Annotated in this window: 19 protein-coding genes; 9 read left to right on the top strand and 10 right to left on the bottom strand. The window is 73.3% G+C overall.

The features are described from left to right. Window positions 1–147: 147 nt before the first annotated feature. From crcB to CP984_RS13010, 6 genes are all read left to right on the top strand, one after another. Window positions 148–669: a fluoride efflux transporter CrcB gene (crcB, locus tag CP984_RS13035; protein ID WP_031009008.1), complete on the top strand. Its 522-nt coding sequence runs from the start codon at window positions 148–150 to the stop codon at window positions 667–669. Continuing rightward, entirely contained in the window at window positions 666–1070 is a 405-nt protein-coding gene (locus tag CP984_RS13030) for a DUF190 domain-containing protein (RefSeq protein ID WP_003986756.1), read from the top strand. Before crcB ends, CP984_RS13030 begins: the two co-directional genes overlap by 4 nt. Further along, window positions 1067–1441 carry a fluoride efflux transporter FluC gene (locus CP984_RS13025; protein ID WP_003986753.1) on the top strand — a complete coding sequence of 125 codons (375 nt, stop codon included), beginning with the start codon at window positions 1067–1069 and terminating at the stop codon, window positions 1439–1441. The genes CP984_RS13030 and CP984_RS13025 overlap by 4 nt, the downstream gene beginning before the upstream one ends. A gap of 212 nt (window positions 1442–1653) precedes the next feature. Next, the gene (locus CP984_RS13020) at window positions 1654–2028 is read left to right on the top strand and encodes an STAS domain-containing protein (protein ID WP_003986752.1); all 375 of its coding nucleotides are present in this window, start codon (window positions 1654–1656) and stop codon (window positions 2026–2028) included. A gap of 120 nt (window positions 2029–2148) precedes the next feature. Next, window positions 2149–2892 (top strand): ANTAR domain-containing response regulator, encoded by a 744-nt coding sequence (locus CP984_RS13015; RefSeq protein WP_003986751.1) that lies wholly within the window; start codon window positions 2149–2151, stop codon window positions 2890–2892. Window positions 2893–2918: 26 nt separating this feature from the next. Further along, window positions 2919–3464, top strand: a complete 546-nt coding sequence (locus CP984_RS13010; RefSeq protein ID WP_003986750.1) for a GNAT family N-acetyltransferase — start codon at window positions 2919–2921, stop codon at window positions 3462–3464. Between the two features lie 168 nt (window positions 3465–3632). Here CP984_RS13010 and snpA read toward each other — a convergent pair whose 3' ends face one another. Next, complete coding sequence (gene snpA / locus CP984_RS13005) at window positions 3633–4280, bottom strand: snapalysin (protein ID WP_030182728.1); 648 nt, start codon at window positions 4278–4280, stop codon at window positions 3633–3635. A gap of 225 nt (window positions 4281–4505) precedes the next feature. On the opposite strand from snpA, the gene CP984_RS13000 reads away from it, so the two are divergent. After that, window positions 4506–5465, top strand: a complete 960-nt coding sequence (locus tag CP984_RS13000) for a LysR family transcriptional regulator (protein WP_100246744.1) — start codon at window positions 4506–4508, stop codon at window positions 5463–5465. Between the two features lie 315 nt (window positions 5466–5780). On the opposite strand, the gene CP984_RS12995 is transcribed toward CP984_RS13000, so the two are convergent. Then, window positions 5781–8963: an AfsR/SARP family transcriptional regulator gene (locus CP984_RS12995; protein ID WP_030182725.1), complete on the bottom strand. Its 3183-nt coding sequence runs from the start codon at window positions 8961–8963 to the stop codon at window positions 5781–5783. Window positions 8964–9185: 222 nt separating this feature from the next. Between CP984_RS12995 and CP984_RS12990 the strand changes: the two genes are divergently transcribed. Continuing rightward, entirely contained in the window at window positions 9186–11609 is a 2424-nt protein-coding gene (locus CP984_RS12990) for a tetratricopeptide repeat protein (RefSeq protein WP_003984586.1), read from the top strand. Here CP984_RS12990 and CP984_RS12985 read toward each other — a convergent pair. The 7 genes from CP984_RS12985 to sodN form a co-directional block, all read right to left on the bottom strand. After that, window positions 11528–12100 carry a hypothetical protein gene (locus CP984_RS12985; RefSeq protein WP_003984585.1) on the bottom strand — a complete coding sequence of 191 codons (573 nt, stop codon included), beginning with the start codon at window positions 12098–12100 and terminating at the stop codon, window positions 11528–11530. The genes CP984_RS12990 and CP984_RS12985 overlap by 82 nt on opposite strands. Then, window positions 12097–13425 (bottom strand): hypothetical protein, encoded by a 1329-nt coding sequence (locus CP984_RS12980; RefSeq protein WP_003984584.1) that lies wholly within the window; start codon window positions 13423–13425, stop codon window positions 12097–12099. Before CP984_RS12980 ends, CP984_RS12985 begins: the two co-directional genes overlap by 4 nt. A gap of 130 nt (window positions 13426–13555) precedes the next feature. Next, entirely contained in the window at window positions 13556–14287 is a 732-nt protein-coding gene (locus CP984_RS12975) for an ANTAR domain-containing protein (RefSeq protein ID WP_003984583.1), read from the bottom strand. A 21-nt stretch (window positions 14288–14308) separates the two neighbouring features. After that, window positions 14309–15166, bottom strand: a complete 858-nt coding sequence (locus CP984_RS12970) for a GAF domain-containing protein (RefSeq protein WP_032921718.1) — start codon at window positions 15164–15166, stop codon at window positions 14309–14311. Between the two features lie 27 nt (window positions 15167–15193). Beyond that, complete coding sequence (locus CP984_RS12965) at window positions 15194–17062, bottom strand: CheR family methyltransferase (RefSeq protein WP_003984581.1); 1869 nt, start codon at window positions 17060–17062, stop codon at window positions 15194–15196. Further along, window positions 17062–17661: a chemotaxis protein CheB gene (locus tag CP984_RS12960; RefSeq protein ID WP_003984580.1), complete on the bottom strand. Its 600-nt coding sequence runs from the start codon at window positions 17659–17661 to the stop codon at window positions 17062–17064. The genes CP984_RS12965 and CP984_RS12960 overlap by 1 nt, the downstream gene beginning before the upstream one ends. A 185-nt stretch (window positions 17662–17846) precedes the next feature. Then, entirely contained in the window at window positions 17847–18242 is a 396-nt protein-coding gene (sodN, locus tag CP984_RS12955) for a superoxide dismutase, Ni (protein ID WP_003984579.1), read from the bottom strand. A 185-nt stretch (window positions 18243–18427) separates the two neighbouring features. Between sodN and sodX the strand changes: the two genes are divergently transcribed. After that, window positions 18428–18892, top strand: a complete 465-nt coding sequence (gene sodX / locus CP984_RS12950; RefSeq protein ID WP_003984578.1) for a nickel-type superoxide dismutase maturation protease — start codon at window positions 18428–18430, stop codon at window positions 18890–18892. On the opposite strand, the gene CP984_RS12945 is transcribed toward sodX, so the two are convergent. Further along, window positions 18796–19425: a CGNR zinc finger domain-containing protein gene (locus tag CP984_RS12945; RefSeq protein WP_003984576.1), complete on the bottom strand. Its 630-nt coding sequence runs from the start codon at window positions 19423–19425 to the stop codon at window positions 18796–18798. The two genes, sodX and CP984_RS12945, sit on opposite strands and share 97 nt — an antisense overlap. Window positions 19426–19431: the final 6 nt, after the last annotated feature.

Here is a 19431-nt window from a genome sequence, read left to right as displayed (position 1 = left end):
GGGTTAGCCTGAAGCCGCCGGTGATCCGCCGATCACCGCCCGGCGGTGGGGCCCGCCGGACCCGAACCGCGGCCGCCGAAGGCCGCCAACGGTCCCTGCTTGCAGAGCGGAACGCAGCAGCGCACGCACCGCGCGAGTAGGAGACGTATGAGCACCGGAGCCCCCCGCCCCCTGACGGCCGACGCCACGTCCGTCCCGGCCGCACCGCACACCACCGCACCACCCGCGGAACGTCCGCGCCCCGCGCCGCCCTGGCAGGGCCAGTGGCCGGTCATCGGCGCCGTCGCGCTCGGCGGCGGCATCGGCGCGGCCGCACGCTACGGCGCCGGCCTCCTGTGGCCCACCGCCCCCGGCACCTTCCCCGCGACCACGCTGCTGATCAACGTCGTCGGTTGCGCCCTGATGGGCATCCTGATGGCCCTGATCACCGAGCGGGGCACGCCGCACCACCTGCTGCGCCCGTTCCTCGGCACCGGCGTCCTCGGCGGTTTCACGACCTTCTCCACGTATGCCGTGGACATCGAGCACCTGCTGACCACCGGCCGGGCGGGCCTCGCCCTGGCCTACCTCGCGGCCACCCTGCTGGGCGCGCTGGCGGCGGCCTGGGCCGCGCTCGCGGGTACCCGCCGCGTACTGACCCGGCACGGACGAGAGGGGCGACCGGCATGAGCGGGTCCACCGGCGCGGCACTGCGCCTGACCGTCCATCTCGGCGAGTGCGACACCTGGCACCACAAGCCGCTGTACGCGGAGATCGTGCACCGCGCCCGCGCCGCGGGCCTCGCGGGCGCCAGCGTCTTCCGCGGCATCGAAGGCTTCGGCGCCTCCTCCGTCGTGCACACCCAGCGCCTGCTCTCGCTCAGCGAGGATCTGCCCGTGGCGGTGGTCATCGTGGACACCGAGGAGCGGGTACGCGGCTTCCTGCCGCAACTGGAGGAGCTGGTCACCGGGGGGCTGGTGACCCTCGAACCCTGCGAGGTGATCCAGTACGGGGGTCGGGCGGGCGGGAGCGGCGACGGCCGGGCGGACGCGGACGAAGACGGCCGGACGGACGGGGGAAGCGCGCGGTGAACTGGCTGTTCGTGGCGGCCGGCGCGATGGCCGGCGCGCCGCTGCGCTTCCTGACCGACCGCTTCGTGCAGGCCCGGCACGACTCGGTGTTCCCCTGGGGCACGTTCGCGGTCAACGTCGTCGGCTCGCTGGTGCTGGGCCTGGTCACCGGCGCGGTCGCGGCGGGCGCCGGCTCCTCGCGGCTGCACCTCCTGGTCGGCACCGGCCTGTGCGGCGCGCTGACGACGTACTCGACCTTCTCGTACGAGACGCTCCGGCTGGCCGCCGACGGGGCGCGGTGGCCCGCCGCGGCCAACGCGGCGGCGAGCGTGGCCGCCGCCCTCGGCGCGGTGTTCGCCGGTGTGGGACTCGCCCACGTCCTCTGGGCCTGAGCGGTACGCGCGGGGCAGGGCGCGCCGGGTGGGCTCGCCCGTGCGACGCCGCACCCGCACGGGTGAACGAACGGGGCCGAGTTTCGAACGGAACCTTTCTTCACCGTCGCTCGACGCCGGGCGGGAATACGCTGATGGCGCGGTGCCCCGGACCCCGGTTCGCACGAATACGAGTCAGTACGTGCACGTTTGATTTCAGGGGCGGGATCGCCATGGACATCCACCGTATGGACCTCCACCGCCGGATCGGCGTCAGCAAGATCAAAGTAGTGCGGCCCGAAGGGGAGCTGGACCTCATGACGGCACCCCGCTTCCGCGACCTGCTGCGCCGGGGCCACCGCCGCTCTGCCGGCCCGCCCCGGCTGATCGTCGACCTCGGCGCGGTGACCTTCATGGACTGCTCCGCGCTGCGGGAGCTGTGCGACGCGCAGGCATGGGCCGTGGAACAGGGCGGCTGGCTCCGCGTCGTACACGACCGGCGCGGCATCGCCACCCTGCTCAGGGCCACCCGGCTGACCGGCCGCTTCCCCCGCTACGCCACCGTGCGCGACGCGCGCTGCGACCAGATGGCGAACTGCTCTCCGTGAAGCGCGGGTTGCCGTGGGTCTCCCCCCGAGTGGTTTGCCCGGGGCATAGTAGCCGTGCGACCGCGACCCGAAGACGATGAACGGGCCACCACCGGCCGACGACGGAGAGGGAGGGTTTCCATGGCCCGGGAAGAGCACCTGGCAACGGCTCGGGCGGACCTGCCAGGAGAAGCCTTCGGCGACTTCGACACCACCGAACTGCTGCGCCGGCTCTCCGCCCACTGCGCCGGCCTGGCCGGCGCCGACGCGGCCGCCATGCTCCTCGCCGACGCCCAGGACCGGCTGTACGTGGCGGCGGCGTCCGCCGACACCGCCCGCCTGCTGGACCCCGCGGGACCGGACGGCATCCGGTCCCCGTACGCCGAGTGCCATCGCAGCGGCGTGGCCCGGACCGACATCGCGCTGACCGACCCGCGCACCGCCGCACGGTGGCCGCGGTTCACCGCCCGTGCGCGGGAGCGCGGCTACCTGACGGCGCACGTCGTACCGATGCGGCTGCCCTCCCGCCCCGTCGGCGTCGTCGTCCTCTTCTGCTCCGGCACCGCACCCCTCGGCGAGCAGGGCGAGGCGTTCGCCCGGTCGCTGGCCGACCTGCTGGCCGTCACCGTCGCACAGCAGCGCAGTCTGGAGCGCAGCCACGTCGAGCGCACCCAGTTGCAGAGCGCGCTCAGCTCCCGCATCGTCATCGAACAGGCCAAGGGCGTCCTCGCCGAACGCTGGGGGACGAGCGTGGACGAGGCGTTCGAAAGCCTCCGGTCCTACGCGCGCGCCCACCGCCGCCGGCTGCCCGACCTGGCCCGCCAGGTCGTCGACGGCACGCTCGACAGCGGCCTCGTGGAGGAGTACTTCCTCAACCGAAGGTGATTTCTGGGACCTTGTGGGAGGACCGGATGGCAGAAGTCTTCTTGCGGCGCCTGACCAGGTGGCAGGCCGAGGCACAGCGCGAGGCCGTCGCCGACCTGTACGTCGAGGCGTACCGCGGGCCCTCGGGCGAGGAGTTCCGCGAACGGGGGGCCTTCCTGCAGCGGTTTGCCGAGCACATCCAGCGCCCCGGCTTCGAAATGGTGATCGCCAGCGACCCGGCGCTGGTCGGCTGCGCCTACGGCTTCCCCGCCGAGCGGGACGGCCGGCTGTGGCAGGGCTTCAACGGGCAGATCCCGCGCGAGCTGGAAGAACTGACCGCCTCCGGGCAGGTGTTCGTCGTCGCCGAGCTGATGGTGCTGCCCACCCACCGGCGCGGCCATGTCGCCACCCGGCTCCAGGAGACGCTGCTGCTCCGGAGCAGCGCCGCCATGGTCGTCACCCTGGTCGACACCGCCAACGGGGCGGCGCGCTCCGCGGTACGGGCCTGGGGGTGGCAGCCGACAGGGCGGCTGCTCCGCTCCGACGACGGGGAACCCGAACGGGAGGCGTGGAGCCGGGGACTGGCGCACTGACGCACGGGCGCAACGGCGCGAAGTGTGCGGAACGCGTACGCGCGCGGCAGGGCTCCGGTGAACCCGCCGCGCGCGTAGGCGCTGTCGGACCGTGGTGCTCGCGCACCGTAATTTCCCGGGTCCTCGGCGTTGTCACGCCTTACCGGACCTGCCGGGGGAGGGCGCCGGTCAGAAGCGTACGCCCTTGAGGCCGTTGGCCCAGAGCTGGTCCACCTGGGCCCGCTCGGACTCGTCCGGCTGGGAGTTCGTGCAGGACGGGCCGGGGCCGCCGCCGGACATCAGCTCGCTGCACGGGCCCTCGTAGTGGTCCGGCAGGCCCAGCACGTGGCCGGTCTCGTGGGTGGTCACACGGACCGAGTCGTAGTCCTTGTTCTGCTGGTAGTCCAGGAAGACGAAGCCCTTGCCGTGGCCGTCGGTGCTGGCGTACGAGCCGCGGGCGTCGTTCCCCTCGCGGTACTGGAAGTCGCCGCCGCTGCCTTCCTGCAGCTTGACGTTCTGCACCGCGCCGTTCCAGATCTGGGCGCTCTTGGCTATCTGGCTTTGGAACGTCGGCGCCGCGCTCGCGTCGTAGGTGACCGTGACGGTCTTCAGGCCCGGGTGCGCGGCCTGCTTGGCCTTGACCGACTTCATGACCGCCTGGAAGAACGCCTTGGTGTCGGCCTTCTCGGCGGCCGAGCCGACGTAGGCGGCGGCCGTGACCCGGTGGGTCTGCGGGGCGGCTGAGACGGAGGCCGCCGTCGCGGGGGCCGCGGCGGCCAGCGTGGCGGCGAGACCGAGGCCGAGCGCTGCCGACAGAGCCATCTTGGGAGATCTCATGGTGGGGGGACTCCTTATCGTCCGTCGGGCCGTACGGTCGCCGTGTGGGGCGGCGGCCGGGGCCCCGCGGATGAACTCGTGGTGCCGGAGAGTCTGTTCGAGATCCACGAGGGGTGCGGAGATCACAGGTGGCGATAGCACCAGGTGATACCCCCGGCGGAAACAGACCCCGAGCCTGACCGGAGAGTCTGGTGTGACGTGCGCAAACGTCGTTATGCTCCGGTCGTGGAGCTCGAAGTGAGGCACCTTCGTGCGCTGTGCGCGATCGCCGACGCCGGCAGCGTACGCAAGGCGGCCCGGCAGCTGGGCATGACCCAGCCCTCCCTGACGGCACAGCTCCGCCGCATCGAGAACGCCCTGGGTGGCCAGTTGTTCTTCCGCGAGCGGACCGGCAGCAGGCCGACGCCGCTGGGGCACTCCGTGCTGAGCCGGGCCCGGCCGATCGTGGCCGACATGCGGGCACTGGTCGACGAGATCGCCTCCGCCTCACTGCGGGCCGGCGGCTCCCGGCTGCGCATCGGCAGCACCAGCAGCCGGGCCGTCGCGGGCTGGCTGCGGCGGCTGCGGGCCCGGCTGCCCGACACCGAGACCACCATCCGCATCGACGTGTCCGCCAACGCGCTGCTCCAGATGGTCGCGATGGGCCAGCTCGACGTGGCCTTCGTGCACGAGGTGGAGGGGGCGCCGCTGCGCCGCCCCGACGGGCTGGTCGAGCGCGAACTGCTCGCCCGAGAACCGCAGTTCGTCGCCCTGCCGGTGAATCACCCGGCGGCCCGCCGGCCGGTGGTCGAACTCGCCGACCTGGCCGATGACCAGTGGATGGTGGACCCGTCGGTGGACGGCGAGTGGACCGGGCTGCGCCGGGTCTTCGCGGCGGCGGGCCTGGACCCCCGAGTGGTGCACGGGGACTACCTCACCGCGGCCGACCTGGTCGCGGCGGGCGAGGTGGTCACCCCCTGCCAGCCGACCTCCCGCCCCCGGTACGGCATGGCCGTCCGCCCCCTGCGCGGCGACCCCCTGGCCGTCCGCCTCTTCATGGCCCACCGCCCCGGCGCCGCCCCGGCCGCCCCCGCCGACGCCCTCTTCGCCGACCTCACCGCCTCGTACATGGAGGTGGCCTGGGAGAGCACGGCGTACCGGGAGTGGCTGGTGCGGAACGATGGGCCGTTGCCGATCAGGATGTGAGCGGGGCGGGCGCCTTGGCGTCCGCCCCCGTCGCCCTCGTCAGGAGGGCATGCACACGGGTTTGACTTCTTTCGAGAACCGTCGGGTGGATTCCTCACGGGTCATGACAACTATCGACCGTGTTCCGACCGTGAACCTTGAGGGGTCGACGACGGGTACCTTGCGAAGTTCGGACCGTGGCGGTGCCTGGTCGGCCACTATGGCGACCTGAGAGTGGTCAGCAGCTATCAACTTGCTTCAATCTCCTGGCAAGCGGCGTACGTGATCGTTACGTAGCGGCCAGGAAAGCCGAAGAAGCGATCAGAGTCAAATCATCTATTCGCGTAGATCGATGCACCCTACCTGCATCGCCCGTTCCTCCACCCGCTGAAATTCGAACGCATCGAGCCGTTCGAACAACTCCAGCGCGATCCGCCACAACGCCCCGGCCTTTCCCCGGTCCCCGTTCGCCAGGTGGAGTTCCGCGAGCGCGTCGCAGGAGCGGGCCTCTTCCTCCGGGGAGCCGATCCGGCGGGCGACACTCAGTGCCAGTTCCAGGTGGCCTGCGGACACTTCCAGCAGTCCGAGCCGGTGGCCGGTGACGCCCAGGCCGCGTAGTGCCTGCGCCTCCTCCAGGCCCGCTCCGATGGTCCGGGCCAGTTCCAGCGCTTTTTCGTAGTGCCGGCCCGCCGCCGCGAATTCCCCGGAATCCCGCAGGGCGTTCCCCGTGTTCACCAGGGTGATGGTCTCGTTCCGGCGGTCGCCCAACTGCTGGAAGGACCGCAGCGCTTCCGCGTACAGTCCGAGGGCCGCGCCGAGTTCCTGCGGCATGCGGAACGTGGACGCGAGATTGATCCGCGCCATCGCCTGTTCCGAGCGGCTGCCGGATTCCGCGGCGATCGCGAGCGCCTGGGCGAAAGAGGTCCGCGCGGCTTCCTGTTCCCCCGTGTGCAATTGCGCGTCCGCGAGATTGTTCAGCGACTGCGTCTCACCACGCTTGTCGCCGATTTCCCGGAACATGGACAGTGCTCGCCGGAAATGGAGCATCGCCGCGGCGGGATCGCCCAGGTGCAAATGTGCGATCCCGAGGTTATTGGTGCTGCGCGCCTGGTTCCAGCGGTCTCCGGACCGCATCCGCAGTTCCACCGCCGCGCTCTGCACCGCGAGCATCGACCGGTATTCGCCCCGGTGCCAGTGCAGCACGCCCAGTTTTTGCAGGGCCTCCGCCTCCGCTTCGGTGTCGCCCACCGCGCGGGCCAGTTCCAGCGCCCGCCGCCCGGCGGCCTCCGCCTGCGGGTAGCGGCCGGCGTGCGCGTGCGTGGTGCTGAGGTCGGTCTGTGCCCTGGCCTCCGCGCGCCGGTCGCGGCACTGCTGCCAGTACAGCGCCGCGTGCCGGTGGATGCGCTCGGCCTCGGCCCAGTGGCCCTCGGTGTCGAGGAAGGCGGCGAGGACGTGGCCGAACCAGGCCGCGCGGTCCGGGGCCCCGTGCGTACGGGCGTGCTGCTCGGCGGCGAACAGCGCCTGGTGCTCCGCCGCCAGCCATTCCTTGGCCTCCTGCGCCCCGTTCCACCGGGGCAGCAGTTCGGGGTCGGGCGTGTACGGCACGTCCAGGCGCGAGCGGCGCGGGTTGACCAGCCGGTCCGCCCGGTCCGCCGCGCAGAGGTAGAACGCGGACAGCCGGTGCAGGGCTGCTTCGCGTACCTCCGGCGGGTCCCCGGCGGCCAGGGTGAGCGCGTATTCGGCGATCAGGTCGTGGTACTGGTAGCGGTCCGCTTCCGGCTCCTGGACGAGGTGCGCGTCGAGCAGCGCCTCGACGGTCCGCTCGGCCGCCGCCAGGGGCAGTCCGGTCAGCGCGGCGGCCGCGTGCGGGCCGAACTGCGGGCCCGGGTGGAGGGCCAGCAGCCGGAAGACGGTGCGCTGTTCGTCGTCGAGCGTGTAGTACGACATCTCGAAGACGCGGGCGATGTCGCGGTACGGGTCGCGGATCTCGCCGAGGCGCCCGTGCCCCCGGGAGAGCCGCTGGACGAGGTGGGCGGTGGTCCAGGAGGGCCGGGAGACCAGCCGCCCCGCCGCCAGTTCGACCGCCAGCGGCAGGCGCCCGCACAGTCGTACCACGGTGGCCACCTCGGCGGGGTCGCCCGCGCGGTCGTCGCCGACCAGCCGGACGAAGAGCGTGGCCGCGTCCTGCGGCGGCAGTACGTCCAGGAAGACCGGCCGGATGCCGGGCACGCCCGCCATCCGCCGCCGGCTGGTGATGATCGTCAGCGACCGGGAGCCGACCGGGAGGAGCGGCCTGACCTGGTCGGGCCCGGCGGCGTCGTCCAGTACGACCACGGCGCGCCGGGTGCTGAGCAGGGCGCGCCACAGGGAGGTCAGCGCGTCCGGGTCGCGCGGGATGCCGTCGGCCGGGACGCCGAGCACGCGCAGCAGCGCGGCCAGGGCGGCCTGCGGGGTCAGCGGCGGGCGGCCGGGCGCGTGGGCGCACAGGTCGAGGTAGATCCGGCCGTCGGGGTAGCGCCGCGCCAGCCGGTGGGCCAGGTGTATGGCGAGCAGCGACTTGCCGACGCCCGCCATGCCGGAGATGGCCTGGAGGGCGATGACGGCGCCGTCCCGTACGGGGCCGGTCAGCACGCGCAGTTCGTCCTCGCGGCCGACCAGTTCGCCGTGGCTGGGCAGATTGTCGGGCACCGGCGGCGCACCCGGACCAGGCGCCGCAGTGGCGGGAGGCGCCGCGGCGGTGGGCGGCGGTGCGCCGCGCGGCAGCAGCCGGTCGACCGGCGCGCCGTCCAGGATGTGCCGATGAACGCGGGCCAGGGCCTCGCCCGGCGCGGTCCCCAGCTCGGTGGCGAGCCGCCGCCGCGTCGTCTCGTAGGCGCGCAGGGCGTCCGCCTGCCGCCCGCAGCCGTAGTTCGCGATCATCAGCTGGGCCACCAGGTCCTCGTCCGTGGGGTGCTGCTCCCACAGCGCGGCCAGTTCGCCGGTGAGTTCGGCGAACCGGCCCCGGCGCAGCCCGATGGCGAGCCGCCGGAGCGTCGCGGCCAGGCGGTGTTCGGCCAGCCGGGCCCGTACGCCCTCGGCCCACAGCCCGTACAGACCGCAGAGCGGTTCGCCCCGCCACAGCGCCTCCGCTTCCTCGAACACGGCCAGCGCGCCGGAGTCGTCCCCGGCGTCCGCCAGCGCGCGGGCCCGGGCGGCCAGGTCCCGGAAGCGGTGGCAGTCCACCTGGCCGGGCGGCACGTCGAGGGTGTAGGCGTGCGCCTGCTGGGTGAGCGCGGCGCTCCCGTCGCCCGCGCGCAGCCGGCGGCGCAGGCGGGCGGCGTAGGAGTGCAGTCCGGCGCGGGCCTTCGCGGGCGGGTGGTCGTCCCACAGGCGCGCGATGAGCGTATCGAGCGGCACGGGGCGGCCCGCGTCCACCGACAGCGCGGCCAGCAGGGCCCGTTCCTTGAGCGATCCGAGGGGGTCGGGGCGGCCGTTCAGACGGATGTCCACGGGGCCCAGGACGCGGATGTCGACGTGCACGAGCGAACCTTCTCTCCGGTACGCCCCGCTCACTTACGGCACAGAATGACACGCCGTCACCCGCACTCACCAGAGACCGTTTCTTGATCCTGCGCAGTGGCCGGAATATGCCGCTCGAAGTCGCCCCGGGCCTGTTTTCCCATGACGCGGGTAGACCTTCACCGGCGGTCGGTCACCGGTTCCCGGGGGTGGGGGTCCGGGATCGCGCGGGCGGGGGAGGCGATGGCCGTGGTGCCGATGTCGGTGGCGGAACTGACGGCGGTGCTGGCCGGTGCGGCGCGCCGTCCCGCGGAATGGCGGGCGGTGATCGCCGAACTCGGCGCGGCACTTCCCACGCCGGGAAATTCCGCCGCGGATCTGCTCGACCGCGCCACCACGGCCCCGGAAGATCAGCTGCCGGTACGCGAACTGGCCGCGCTGGCCGCCGGTCTCGCCCGGGAAAACGCGGGGCTCGCCGAATTCCTCGCGGCATTACGGCACCGAATGACCCTCGCGGCACCCGATGCCAGGCACACGGCCAACGTCATCAAGGACTCCACCGCCGTCACCGGCCATGTGATCCAGGCGGGCGCCATCCACGGCGACGTACATCTCCCACCGGCGGCCGGTCCCCGCCCCGTGCCCCGTCAACTCCTCGGTACCCCACCGCACTTCACCGACCGGACCGCCGACCTCGAAGCGCTCGATACGCTGCGGGCCGGCCACCTCGCGACCGGCCCGCTGCTCATCGCCGTCACCGGCCCCGCCGGGGTGGGCAAGACCACCCTCGTCTCGCACTGGCTGCGGGGCCTGACCGCGCACTACCCCGACGGCCAGCTGTACGCGGACCTCGGCGCCCACGCGCCCGGCGGCCCGGTGCGGCCGGGCGAGGTCCTCGGGGCGTTCCTCCGCGCCCTCGGGGCCGCGCAGGTCCCGGCGGAGACCGCCGAACAGGCGGCGCTGTGGCGGACGTTGACGGCCGGGCTGCGCATCGCGGTCATGCTCGACAACGCGGTCAGCGCCGCCCAGGTCCGTACGCTGCTGCCCGGCGCGGCCGGGAGCCTGGTGGTCGCGGCCGGGCGCAGCCGGCTGACCGGGCTGGGCGTGGACGGCGCGGTCTTCCACGAGCTCGGCACCCTCGACCCGGGCGCCGCGGTCGAACTGCTCGGCCGCCGGGTCGGCGGCGAGCGCGTCGCCCGGGAGCCGGCCGCCGCCCGCGAACTGGTCGCCCTGTGCGCCGGACTGCCGCTCGCCGTCTGCGTGGCGGCGGCCCGGATGGCCGCCCGCCCCCGGCAGACCGTCGCCGCCCTGGCCGGTGCGATGACGCAGGAGACCGGGCGCCTGGAGGTGCTGCAACTGGGCGGTGAACGCGCGGTGCGCTCGGCGCTGGACGAGTCGTACCGCTGTCTGCCGCCCGCCACCGCCCGCGCCTACCGCCTCCTCTCCCTGCCCCCGCTGACCGTCCTGACCGGCCCGCTCGTGGCGGCAGCCTGCGCGGTCCCGCCGTCCGAGGCCGACCGCCTCCTGGACGACCTGGCCGAGGCCCACCTGCTGGAGGACCTGGGCCCGGACGACGTCACGCGCGCCGCCCGCTTCCGCTTCCACGACCTCGTACGGCTGCACGCGGCCCAGTGCGCGCAACGTGAGGAGACCGCCGCCGTACGGGACCGGACCGTGCGGCGGGCCCTGGAGTGGTATCTGGCCACCGCCACGGCCGCCCGCGCGCTCCTGTCGCCCACCCACCGGCGGCTCCGCCGCGACTACGTGTTCCCCGCCCGGCCGCCGGCCTTCGCCGACGCCGGCGCCGCGCTGCGCTGGTTCGACACCGGGCGCGGCGAGCTGATGGCCGCCGTACGCACCGCCGCCGACCGCGGGTGGCACTCCGTCACCTGGCAGCTGGTCGACTCCCTCCAGCCGCTCTTCCTGCGGCTGCGCCCGTACGACCTGTGGATCGAGGCCCACCGGCTCGGCCTGGAAGCCGCCCGGCGCGCCGGGCACCCGCAGGGCGTCAGCCGGATGCTGACCACCGGCGGCAACGGCCTGTACAACGCCGGGCAGCTGGACGAGGCCGTCGTCTGGTTCACCGACGCCCTTCAGGACGCGAAGGCCCGGGAGGACCGGCGGGCCGAGGCGCAGGCGCTGCACGGCCTGGCGCAGAGCCACCGGCTGGCCGGGCGGCTGCCGCTGGCGGAGTCGCTGTTCGCCCAGGCCCTGGCCCTACGGGAAGCCATCGGCCACGACCGCGGGGCGGCCCTCTCCCGGCTGTGCCTGGGCGACATCGCCCTCGCCACCGACCGCCCGCGGCAGGCCCGCAGCCTGCTCACCCGGGCGCGCACCGACCTGCTGGCCGTCCCCGACCCGTACGACGCGGCGCGGGCCCTGGCCTTCCTCGGCCGGACCCACGCCCACGAGGCCATAGGGGACCACCCCACCGCCGAACGGCTGCTGGCCCAGGCACTGGAGGAGTTCCGCGCCACCGGATCGCTCCACTGGCAGGCGCGGGTCCTGGAGATGCTGGGCCAGACCGCCGAGGACCGGGGCGACGCCGCGACGGCCCGCGACCGCTACGGCGCCTCCCTGGACCGCTACGCCACCCTCAGCCCGAGCGACGCCCGGCGCCTGAAGGAACGTATCCGGAACCTGGCGCCACCGCCCGCGACGCCCTGACCCGGCCCGTACCGCGCCCCGAGGAACCGCACCGAGCGCAGCGCCTTCACGGGCAGCCCCTCCGCCAGCCAGCCGTGCAGCAGCGACGCGAGCAGCCGCAGCTCCCGGGGTCCGGGCGGTGCGGGGCCGGTCGCGGTCACCGCCAGCCGGGTGCCGTCGCGCACCACCGCCTCCGCCGTACGGGCCGTGCACCGCCGGACCACGACCAGACAGCCGGGGTGCCGCCGCAGCGTGAGCACGGCCGGTTCGGGGCCGCCGCCGTGCAGCGCGTCGGCACACGACCGCCGCCGCTCGTCCGGGCAGCGGTCCAGGTCGACGGCCAGGTGCTCATCGGCGCCGGCCCCGCCGTACGCCTCCGCCGGGTCACCGATCACCACCACGTACGTGCCCGCCGGTGTGTCCACCAGCGCCACCGCCACCGGCCGCGCCACCACGGCCGGCAGCACCGCGACGGCGGTCGGCGCGACCCCCGCAAGGCGGCCCCCGGTCATGCGGACACCTCCGCGTCCCCGCCCGCGCCCGCCGGGTCCAGCGGTGCGGGCATCGGCAGCGGCGGCGTCACCGGCGGGCAGGCCGGCTGGCCCAGGCCGAGCACGCGGTACATCAGGCGGCGGAAGTTGCGGTGGCAGTGGCCGGGTTCGGAGGTGATGCGCGCGGCGATCCGCGCGTAGTCCTCCGGCCGGTACTCCTGTGCCGCGTAGCGCAGCTGCGCCTCCAGCGGGTGGGCCGGGGACAGCGCCGGAGCGGTCAGCGCCAGCTCGACGCCGGGCGAGGCCGGGTTGGCGTCCTCGTGCGGGAAGCGGTTGAGCAGGATGGGCGCGCCGGACATCGCCCCGTACAGCGTCACCGACCCGTAGTCCCCGATGATCCAGTCCGCGGCGATCAGCGGCGGGCGCCAGTCCGCGTCCGGCGGCAGTACGTGCAGCCCCGCCCGCCGGCACCCGGCGAGCCAGGCGCGCAGCTGCCAGTGCCCGTACCGCGACCACACGTTGGGGTGGACCAGCAGCGCCGTACGGTAGGTGTCGCGCGGCAGTTCGGACAGCAGCCGGGGGAGCAGCGCGTCCAGCCGGTTGAAGGCCGAGCGCCGTCCCCAGGTGGAGGTCACCAGCACCAGCTTCCGGCCGCGCCGCAGGCCCAGCGCCGAACGGTAGCGGCGGCGCAGCGGCAGGCTCGCGCGGATGCGGTCGTGGCAGGGGTCGCCCACCACCTCGGCGGCCGGCAGCGCCTCCGGGCACCAGCGTGCCAGCTCCGCGAGGTCGTCGCGGTGGGCCAGCGTCACAGCGCGGGGCACCACCCGGCCGCCCCACATCAGATACCGCCGGCCCGTGATGCCGCCGGGCCCGCGCCGGCCGGACCGTACCCCGTCGGCCACCCGGGCCAGGGAAAGGTGCCCGGCGCCGTGCGAGATCCGGATCAGCGGCGCCCGCACCTGCTCCATGCCCTGCGACCCGGCGGCCAGCGCCAGGTCGAAGTCGGTGCGCACGGCCGTCTCCCAGGGGACGACGGTGGCCCCCAGGGCGCGCAGCAGCCGCCGCGCGCCCGCGTTGAAGGCGTGCGGCGGGACGGTGAAGGCGACCTCGACCCGCAGGTCGCTCTCCAGCAGCGGCAGCAGATCGAGCAGCCGCCTGCCGTACACCTCGGTGTGCACGATCACCAGCACCCGCTTGGTGCCGGAGACCGTCGGCCACTGGTCCGGGTCGCGCCGTACGGCGGCCCGGGGCGCCGGGCCGCTGCGTACCGCGACGGGCCGGTCCGCGGGGCGCTCCTGCTCGGGCGCCACCCGGCCGGCCGTGGCCGTGAAGTCCGTGACGGACATACCAACTCCCCCATGCTCGCGTCGGGTCCTCGGTCGGATCCCGTACGAGGGGGAGCTGCCCGGCCGCCGCGGCGCCCTCCTTGCGCGGGCCTTGACGAACCCTTGCAGGGCAGGTCGGCGTCGCGGCGGGTTACTTGTGCGGCCGCCCCGGGTCGAGCCGGCCCTCGACCACCTCGCGGGCGACATCGGTCAGCAGCCGCTGGTGGGAGCGGGCGTAGCCGCGCAGCATGGTGAACGCGGTGTCGGGGGAGAGGGCGTGCCGGGCGGTCAGCGCGCCCTTGGCCTGCTCGATGACGACCCGGTTGGCCAGGGCGTGCTCCAGCTGGGCGGCGAGCACCCGGCCCGCCTCGACCTCGTGCTCGCGCAGCAGGGTCACCGCGGCGAAGTCCGCCAGCGACTGGCCCAGCGAGAGCAGGTCACCGGTCAGCGGGGTCTCCCGGGAGGCCAGCAGGACCAGGGAGCCGACCGGTCCGGTGTGGCCCCTTATCGGCAGCGCAGCGACGTGGGTGCAGCCCAGCTGCAGCGCGCGCGGCGCGTAGCGCGGCCAGCGCTGCCGGGCCATCGTCCCGGTCAGCGGTGTGTCCCCCAGCAACCGGCCGGAGTGGCGGCAGGCGGGGCCCGGGCCCTCCCGCCAGGCGACCGCGTCCTGTTCGAGGCGGCGTACGTCGGCCGCGGAAGCCGCCACGTGAGGGGCGTCCCGGGCGCCGGGGGAGAAGGTGACCGCGGTCGCCCGGACCGCGAGCAGTTCCCGGCTGCGTTCGGTGAGCCGGGCCAGCAGGGTGGGGACGCCGGGCGGCCCCGGCGCCCCGCCACCCGCCAGCTCCACGAACACGGACGCGAGGTGATGAGGAGCTGTGGTCATGGGTTGGATCCCCTCGTGGGTTCAGCTGCCCTGGGCGAGTTTCAGCGTGCCGTCGATGATCCGCCGCGCGACGGCGTCCGGCGCCTGCCCGTCGGCGAATGCCCGTGCTTTGATCAGTGCGAGCGCGTCCTGCACCCGGCAGCCGGCCTGGACGGAGAGCATGCCGGCGGCCTGCTGGACACAGTCGCGGTGGTCGGCGCCGTCGTACAGTTCGGGGTCGGCGTCGGGGCCGAGGAGCACCGTACGGGTGAGGGCGTCGGCGACGACCGTGAGCGTGTCGGCGGTGCCCGGCCCGGCGCCCGGGTCGAAGACCGCGAGCGCGCCGATACAGCTGCCTTCCGTGCGCAGCGGGGCGGTGAGCACCTCGTGGATGCCCAGTGAGGTCAGTGCGGGGCCGAAGGCGGGCCAGCGGCGCTCGATGGTCCGCCCGCTCGCGGCGACCAGGCGGCCGCTCACCGACGCGTCGTGGGCCGGTCCCTCGCCGAGTACGAACTCCAGGTCCTGCGCGGCCCGGGAGGGGTCGTCGGAGGCGGCGACGGAGAGCTGGCCGTGGTCGGCGTTCATCAGGGTGAGGGCCGCGCTGGGCGTCCCGCACGCCTCCGCCACACACGTCATGAAGCGCGGCCGGCTGGTCTCGTCGCCGCCCCAGGCGCTCATCCGCTCGGCGTACGCCTCCTGCAGACGGGCGGAGGACAGGTGGCACTCGGCGGAGCGGCGGTAGGCGTCCGCCAGATGGCGGTGCAGCTCTCCACCGACCGAGGCCGCCAGGATCTCCTGTTGCTCGGCACAGGCGGCGGCGTGCTCCGCACGCTGCCGGGCCCTGGCCGCACGGCAGCGAGCCAGCTCCGCCTGGACGTCCCTGCGTGAGCCCCAAACCATGTCCACAGCGTACGCCCCTGGTGGCTCTCAGTCGTTGCCGTCGTTGCGGTCCGCCTCCAGCAGCAGGACGACGCCGCCGTTGTGGCGGTCGAACGGTGAGCAGAGCACGTTGCAGGTGATGGGCCGCCCGATCCGGTTGACGGCCGAGATCCGGGAGGGGGCCGTGCGCTTGCCCGACTCCATGCACTTCTCGACGGCCGGGCGCAGCATCTCGGTGGGCAGCCCGAAGTCCAGCGAGAAGAACGGCTCGTCGATGACCTCGTCCGGGCGCAGCCCCCACATGTCCATCGCGCCCCGGTTCCAGCTCTTGACCTTCAGGTCCTTGTCGAGGACGACCACGCCGGCGGCGATGGAGGTGACGACGCCTTCGAGGAAGGCGCGGGCCTCGTCCAGCTCCTCGGTGCGGGTGCGCATCTCCTCATTCATCGTCTCCAGTTCCTCGTTGCCCGACTGGAGTTCTTCGTTGGTGGTCTCCAGTTCCTCGTTGGTCGACTGGAGTTCTTCGTTGGTCGTTTCCAGTTCCTCGATGCTCGACTGGAGTTCCTCGTTGGTGGTCTCCAGCTCCTCGTTCGTGGACTGGAGCTCTTCGTACGCCGTCTCCAGGTCTTCGCGCACGCGCTTGTTCTCGGCCTTGAGCTGGGTGGACACGGTGACGTCGGTGAAGGTGATGTTGGTCGCGGCCAGCAGCCCGTTGGTGCCCATGAGCGGCTGGATGAGGATGTCGAAGTACTGGATCTCCTCGCCGACCCGCCGCTCGGCGCCGTTGACGCGCAGCGTGCGGCGCTCGTGCGTGGCCTGCTCGATCAGCGAGCGCAGCTCGACGGGCCGGTAGGAGATCTCCAGGTCCTGGAAGGGCCGGCCGATGTCGTTGGAGGTCAGTCCGAACTGGGCGCGCGCCTGGCTGTTGATGAGCACCGCGGTGCCCTCGCCGTCCACCGCGATGGCCGGGGCCGGGTTGGCGTCCAGGATCAGGTCGCGCAGCTGCCGGCTGCGGGCGGCGGTGGTCAGCTTCTCGCTGCCCAGCCCCACCCGGATCTTCGCGGGCGCGGAGTGGTACGGCGGTCCGGCCTCCCCGGGGCGCCGGCGGAACGCGCGCTGGCGCATGCTCAGCACCTCGAACCGCTCCGCGTCGTTGAGCAGCATCTCCGCCTTCCCGAGGAAGAGGAAGCCGCGCTCGCGCAGCGCGAAGTGGAACCGGTCGATGATCTGCCGCTGCGCCTCGACGTTGAAGTACATCAGCGCGTTGCGGCAGACCAGCAGGTCCAGCCGGGAGATCGGGGCGTCCCGGGTGATGTCGTGCCGCCCGAAGATCACCCGGCGGCGCAGATCGGTACGGAAGTTGAAGCGGGTGCCGTTCTGCTCGAAGTAGGTCTCGCGCAGCTCCGGGCTGAGCGGCTCCAGCGACTTGGCCGTGTACAGGCCGGAGCGGGCGTCGCGCAGCGCCTCTTCGTCCACGTCGGTGGCGTAGATCTTGACCCGGTTCAGGGCCTCCTCGACGCCCATCGCCTCGGCGAACATGATGGCGAGGGAGTACGCCTCCTCGCCGCTGGAGCAGCCCGCGCTCCACACCCGGATCTCCTCGTCGGAGCCGGTGTCCGCGAGCAGCTCGGGTACCACCTCGCGCTGCAGGAACGTCCAGGCGTCGGGATCCCGGAAGAAGGAGGTCACGTTGATCAGAATGGTGTTGAAGAGGGCGTTGAATTCATCGGCGTTCGTCTCCAGGCGATCCCGGTAATCCGCGTAGGTATCGGCCTCGACATCGGCCATTCGCTTGCGGATGCGCCGGCCGAGCGACGAGCGCTTGTAACCGGTGAAGTCGAAGCCGCGGGCGTCCCTCAGAAAACCGAGCAACTCCTCCAGTTCCTCGTCCGCCTCGACATCCCGAGCTTCACCCATTACTGCCTCTTGGTCTCGACAAGACCGCGGATGACCGCGGCGATCTCTTCCAGGGGCAGCACGAAGTCCACCGATCCCGTACCCACCGCTGCCTCTGGCATTCCCTTGAATTCGGCCGTACGGGGATCCTCGGAGATCACCGTGCCGCCGCGTGACTTGATGGCGTCCACGCCCATGGCGCCGTCGCTGCCGGTCCCGGTCAGCACACAGCCGATCGCCTGTGCCCCGTACGCCCCGGCGACCGACTCGAAGAGCAGGTCGGCGGAGGGGCGCAGGAAGTGGACCAGTTCGCTGCCGGAGAGCGTCAGCGTACCTCCGGGCCCGACCAGGAGGTGCCGGTCGGGGGGTGCGATGTAGACGGTCCCGGGGCGGGCGCGCTCGTCCGCCCCGGCCAGCTTGACCCGCAGCTCGGTGCGCCGGGCGAGGACCTCGGCGATGACCGTGCGGTGCCGTGGGTCGAGGTGCTGGACCACCAGGACCGGGACGGGGAAGTCCGCCCCGAGCGTGCCGAGGACCGCGGTCAGGGCCTTGATGCCGCCCGCGGAGGAAGCGACGGCCAGGACCTCGTAGTGGTCCGCGGGACAGCGGTCAGTCGTCACGTTCCGAGCCTATCGAAACACGGGCCGACCGGCGGGTACGCGGATGCGCCAGTGCGTGGAAACCGCCGCACCCGGCCCGCTGGGCGCCGGGAGAGCGCCGCGCGGACCGGGTGCGGTGACGCGAAGGGGGCCGGAGCGGGCGCGGTCCTGGTGACGGATGCGCGGCGGTCCGGCCGGCGGGCGGGTCAGCCCTGCTTCGTCTCCCAGAAGATCTTGTCGATCTGGGCGATGTAGTCCAGGGCCTTCTGGCCGGTGGCGGGGTCGTTCGAGCCCTTGGCGGCGCTCAGCGCCTTGAGGGTGTCGTTGACCAGCTGGTGCAGCTCCGGGTACTTCTCGAAGTGCGGGGGCTTGAAGTAGTCGCTCCACAGCACCGAGACGTGGTGCTTGGCCAGCTCCGCGCGCTGTTCCTTGATGACGACGGCGCGGGTGCGGTAGTCCGCGTCCTCGTTGGCCTGGTACTTCTCCTGGATGGCCTTGACCGACTCGGCCTCGATACGGGCCTGGGCCGGGTCGTAGACACCGCAGGGCAGGTCGCAGTGGGCGCTGACCTTCACCTTGGGGGCGAACAGGCGGGAAAGCATGTTCAGTCCTTCCTCGTGATCGTCTTCTCAGGTGCGAGATTACTCGCTGCGGGAAGCCTTTTCTCGGGTGCCCCGGGGGTCTTAGGGCAAAAGGCCGGTGCGAGGCTGGGACTGATGGAGGATGGGACCGGGAGCGGACGACCGGGCCGTGGCGGTCACCGGGCCCGGACCGGGAGGTGTGGCGGATGCCGGAGCGGCTGGAAGAACGCGGGCCGGAGCAGGGGGAGGAGCAGGGGCGGGAGCGCAGGGGATGGCTGAGGGCCTTCGGCCTGGCCGAGGTCTACAACCCGTCGATGGTGCCGACGCTGCGGCCCGGCGACCAGCTGGTGGTCCAGTACGGGGCGGTGGTACGGCCGGGTGACGTGGTCGTGCTGCGCCACCCGTTCCGGCAGGACCTGCTGATCGTCAAACGGGCCGTGGAGCGGCGCGGGGACGGCTGGTGGGTCCAGGGGGACAACCCGTTCGTGGAGAACGACAGCCGGGAGTTCGGTGTGGTGCCCGACGAGCTGGTGGTCGCCCGCGCGTGGGTGCGGGTGCGGCCGCCGCGCGGCTTTCAGCGTTCGCTGTCGGGCGCGCTGTCCTGGGCGGTCTCCGCGGTCCGGCCGGTACGGGCCGAGCGCTCGCCGTCCAGGCGCTTGCGGGCCCGGTAGGCGGCGACGTTGGCGCGGGTCGCGCAGCGGTCGGAGCAGTAGCGCCGGGAGCGGTTGGTCGAGGTGTCGAGGTAGGCGTTGCGGCACGGGCGTGCCTGGCAGATGCCGAGCCGGTCCACGCCCAGGTCGGTGAGCTGGATGGCCAGGCCCATGGACGCGGTGGCGGTGTAGCCGGCGGTGGCGTTGGCCGCGTGGTCGGCGATGTGCATGTGCCACTTGGGGCGGCCGTCCTCGTCGCGGAACTCGTGGCCGGAGATCTGCGGGCTGACCGGGAACTCCATCATGAGCGCGTTGAGCAGGTCCACGGCGCGCACCTCGTCGCCCTCGTCGGCGGCCTCGAAGACGGCGCGCAGCCGCGCCCGTACCGCGCGCAGGCGGGTGACGTCGCTCTCGGTCGCCCTGCGGGCCATCTGCTGGGCCGGTCCGAACAGCTCGCGCACGGCCTCGACCGAGGTCAGGCTGTCGCCGCCGCGCTCGGGCTCCTCGGTGTTGACCAGGCGAACGGCGTAGTCCGAGTAATAGGCCAGTTCCACTTGTAG

Source organism: Streptomyces rimosus, assembly GCF_008704655.1.
In the GTDB taxonomy this organism is placed as follows: domain Bacteria; phylum Actinomycetota; class Actinomycetes; order Streptomycetales; family Streptomycetaceae; genus Streptomyces; species Streptomyces rimosus.
This window is presented reverse-complemented; position numbering and strand designations above follow the sequence as displayed.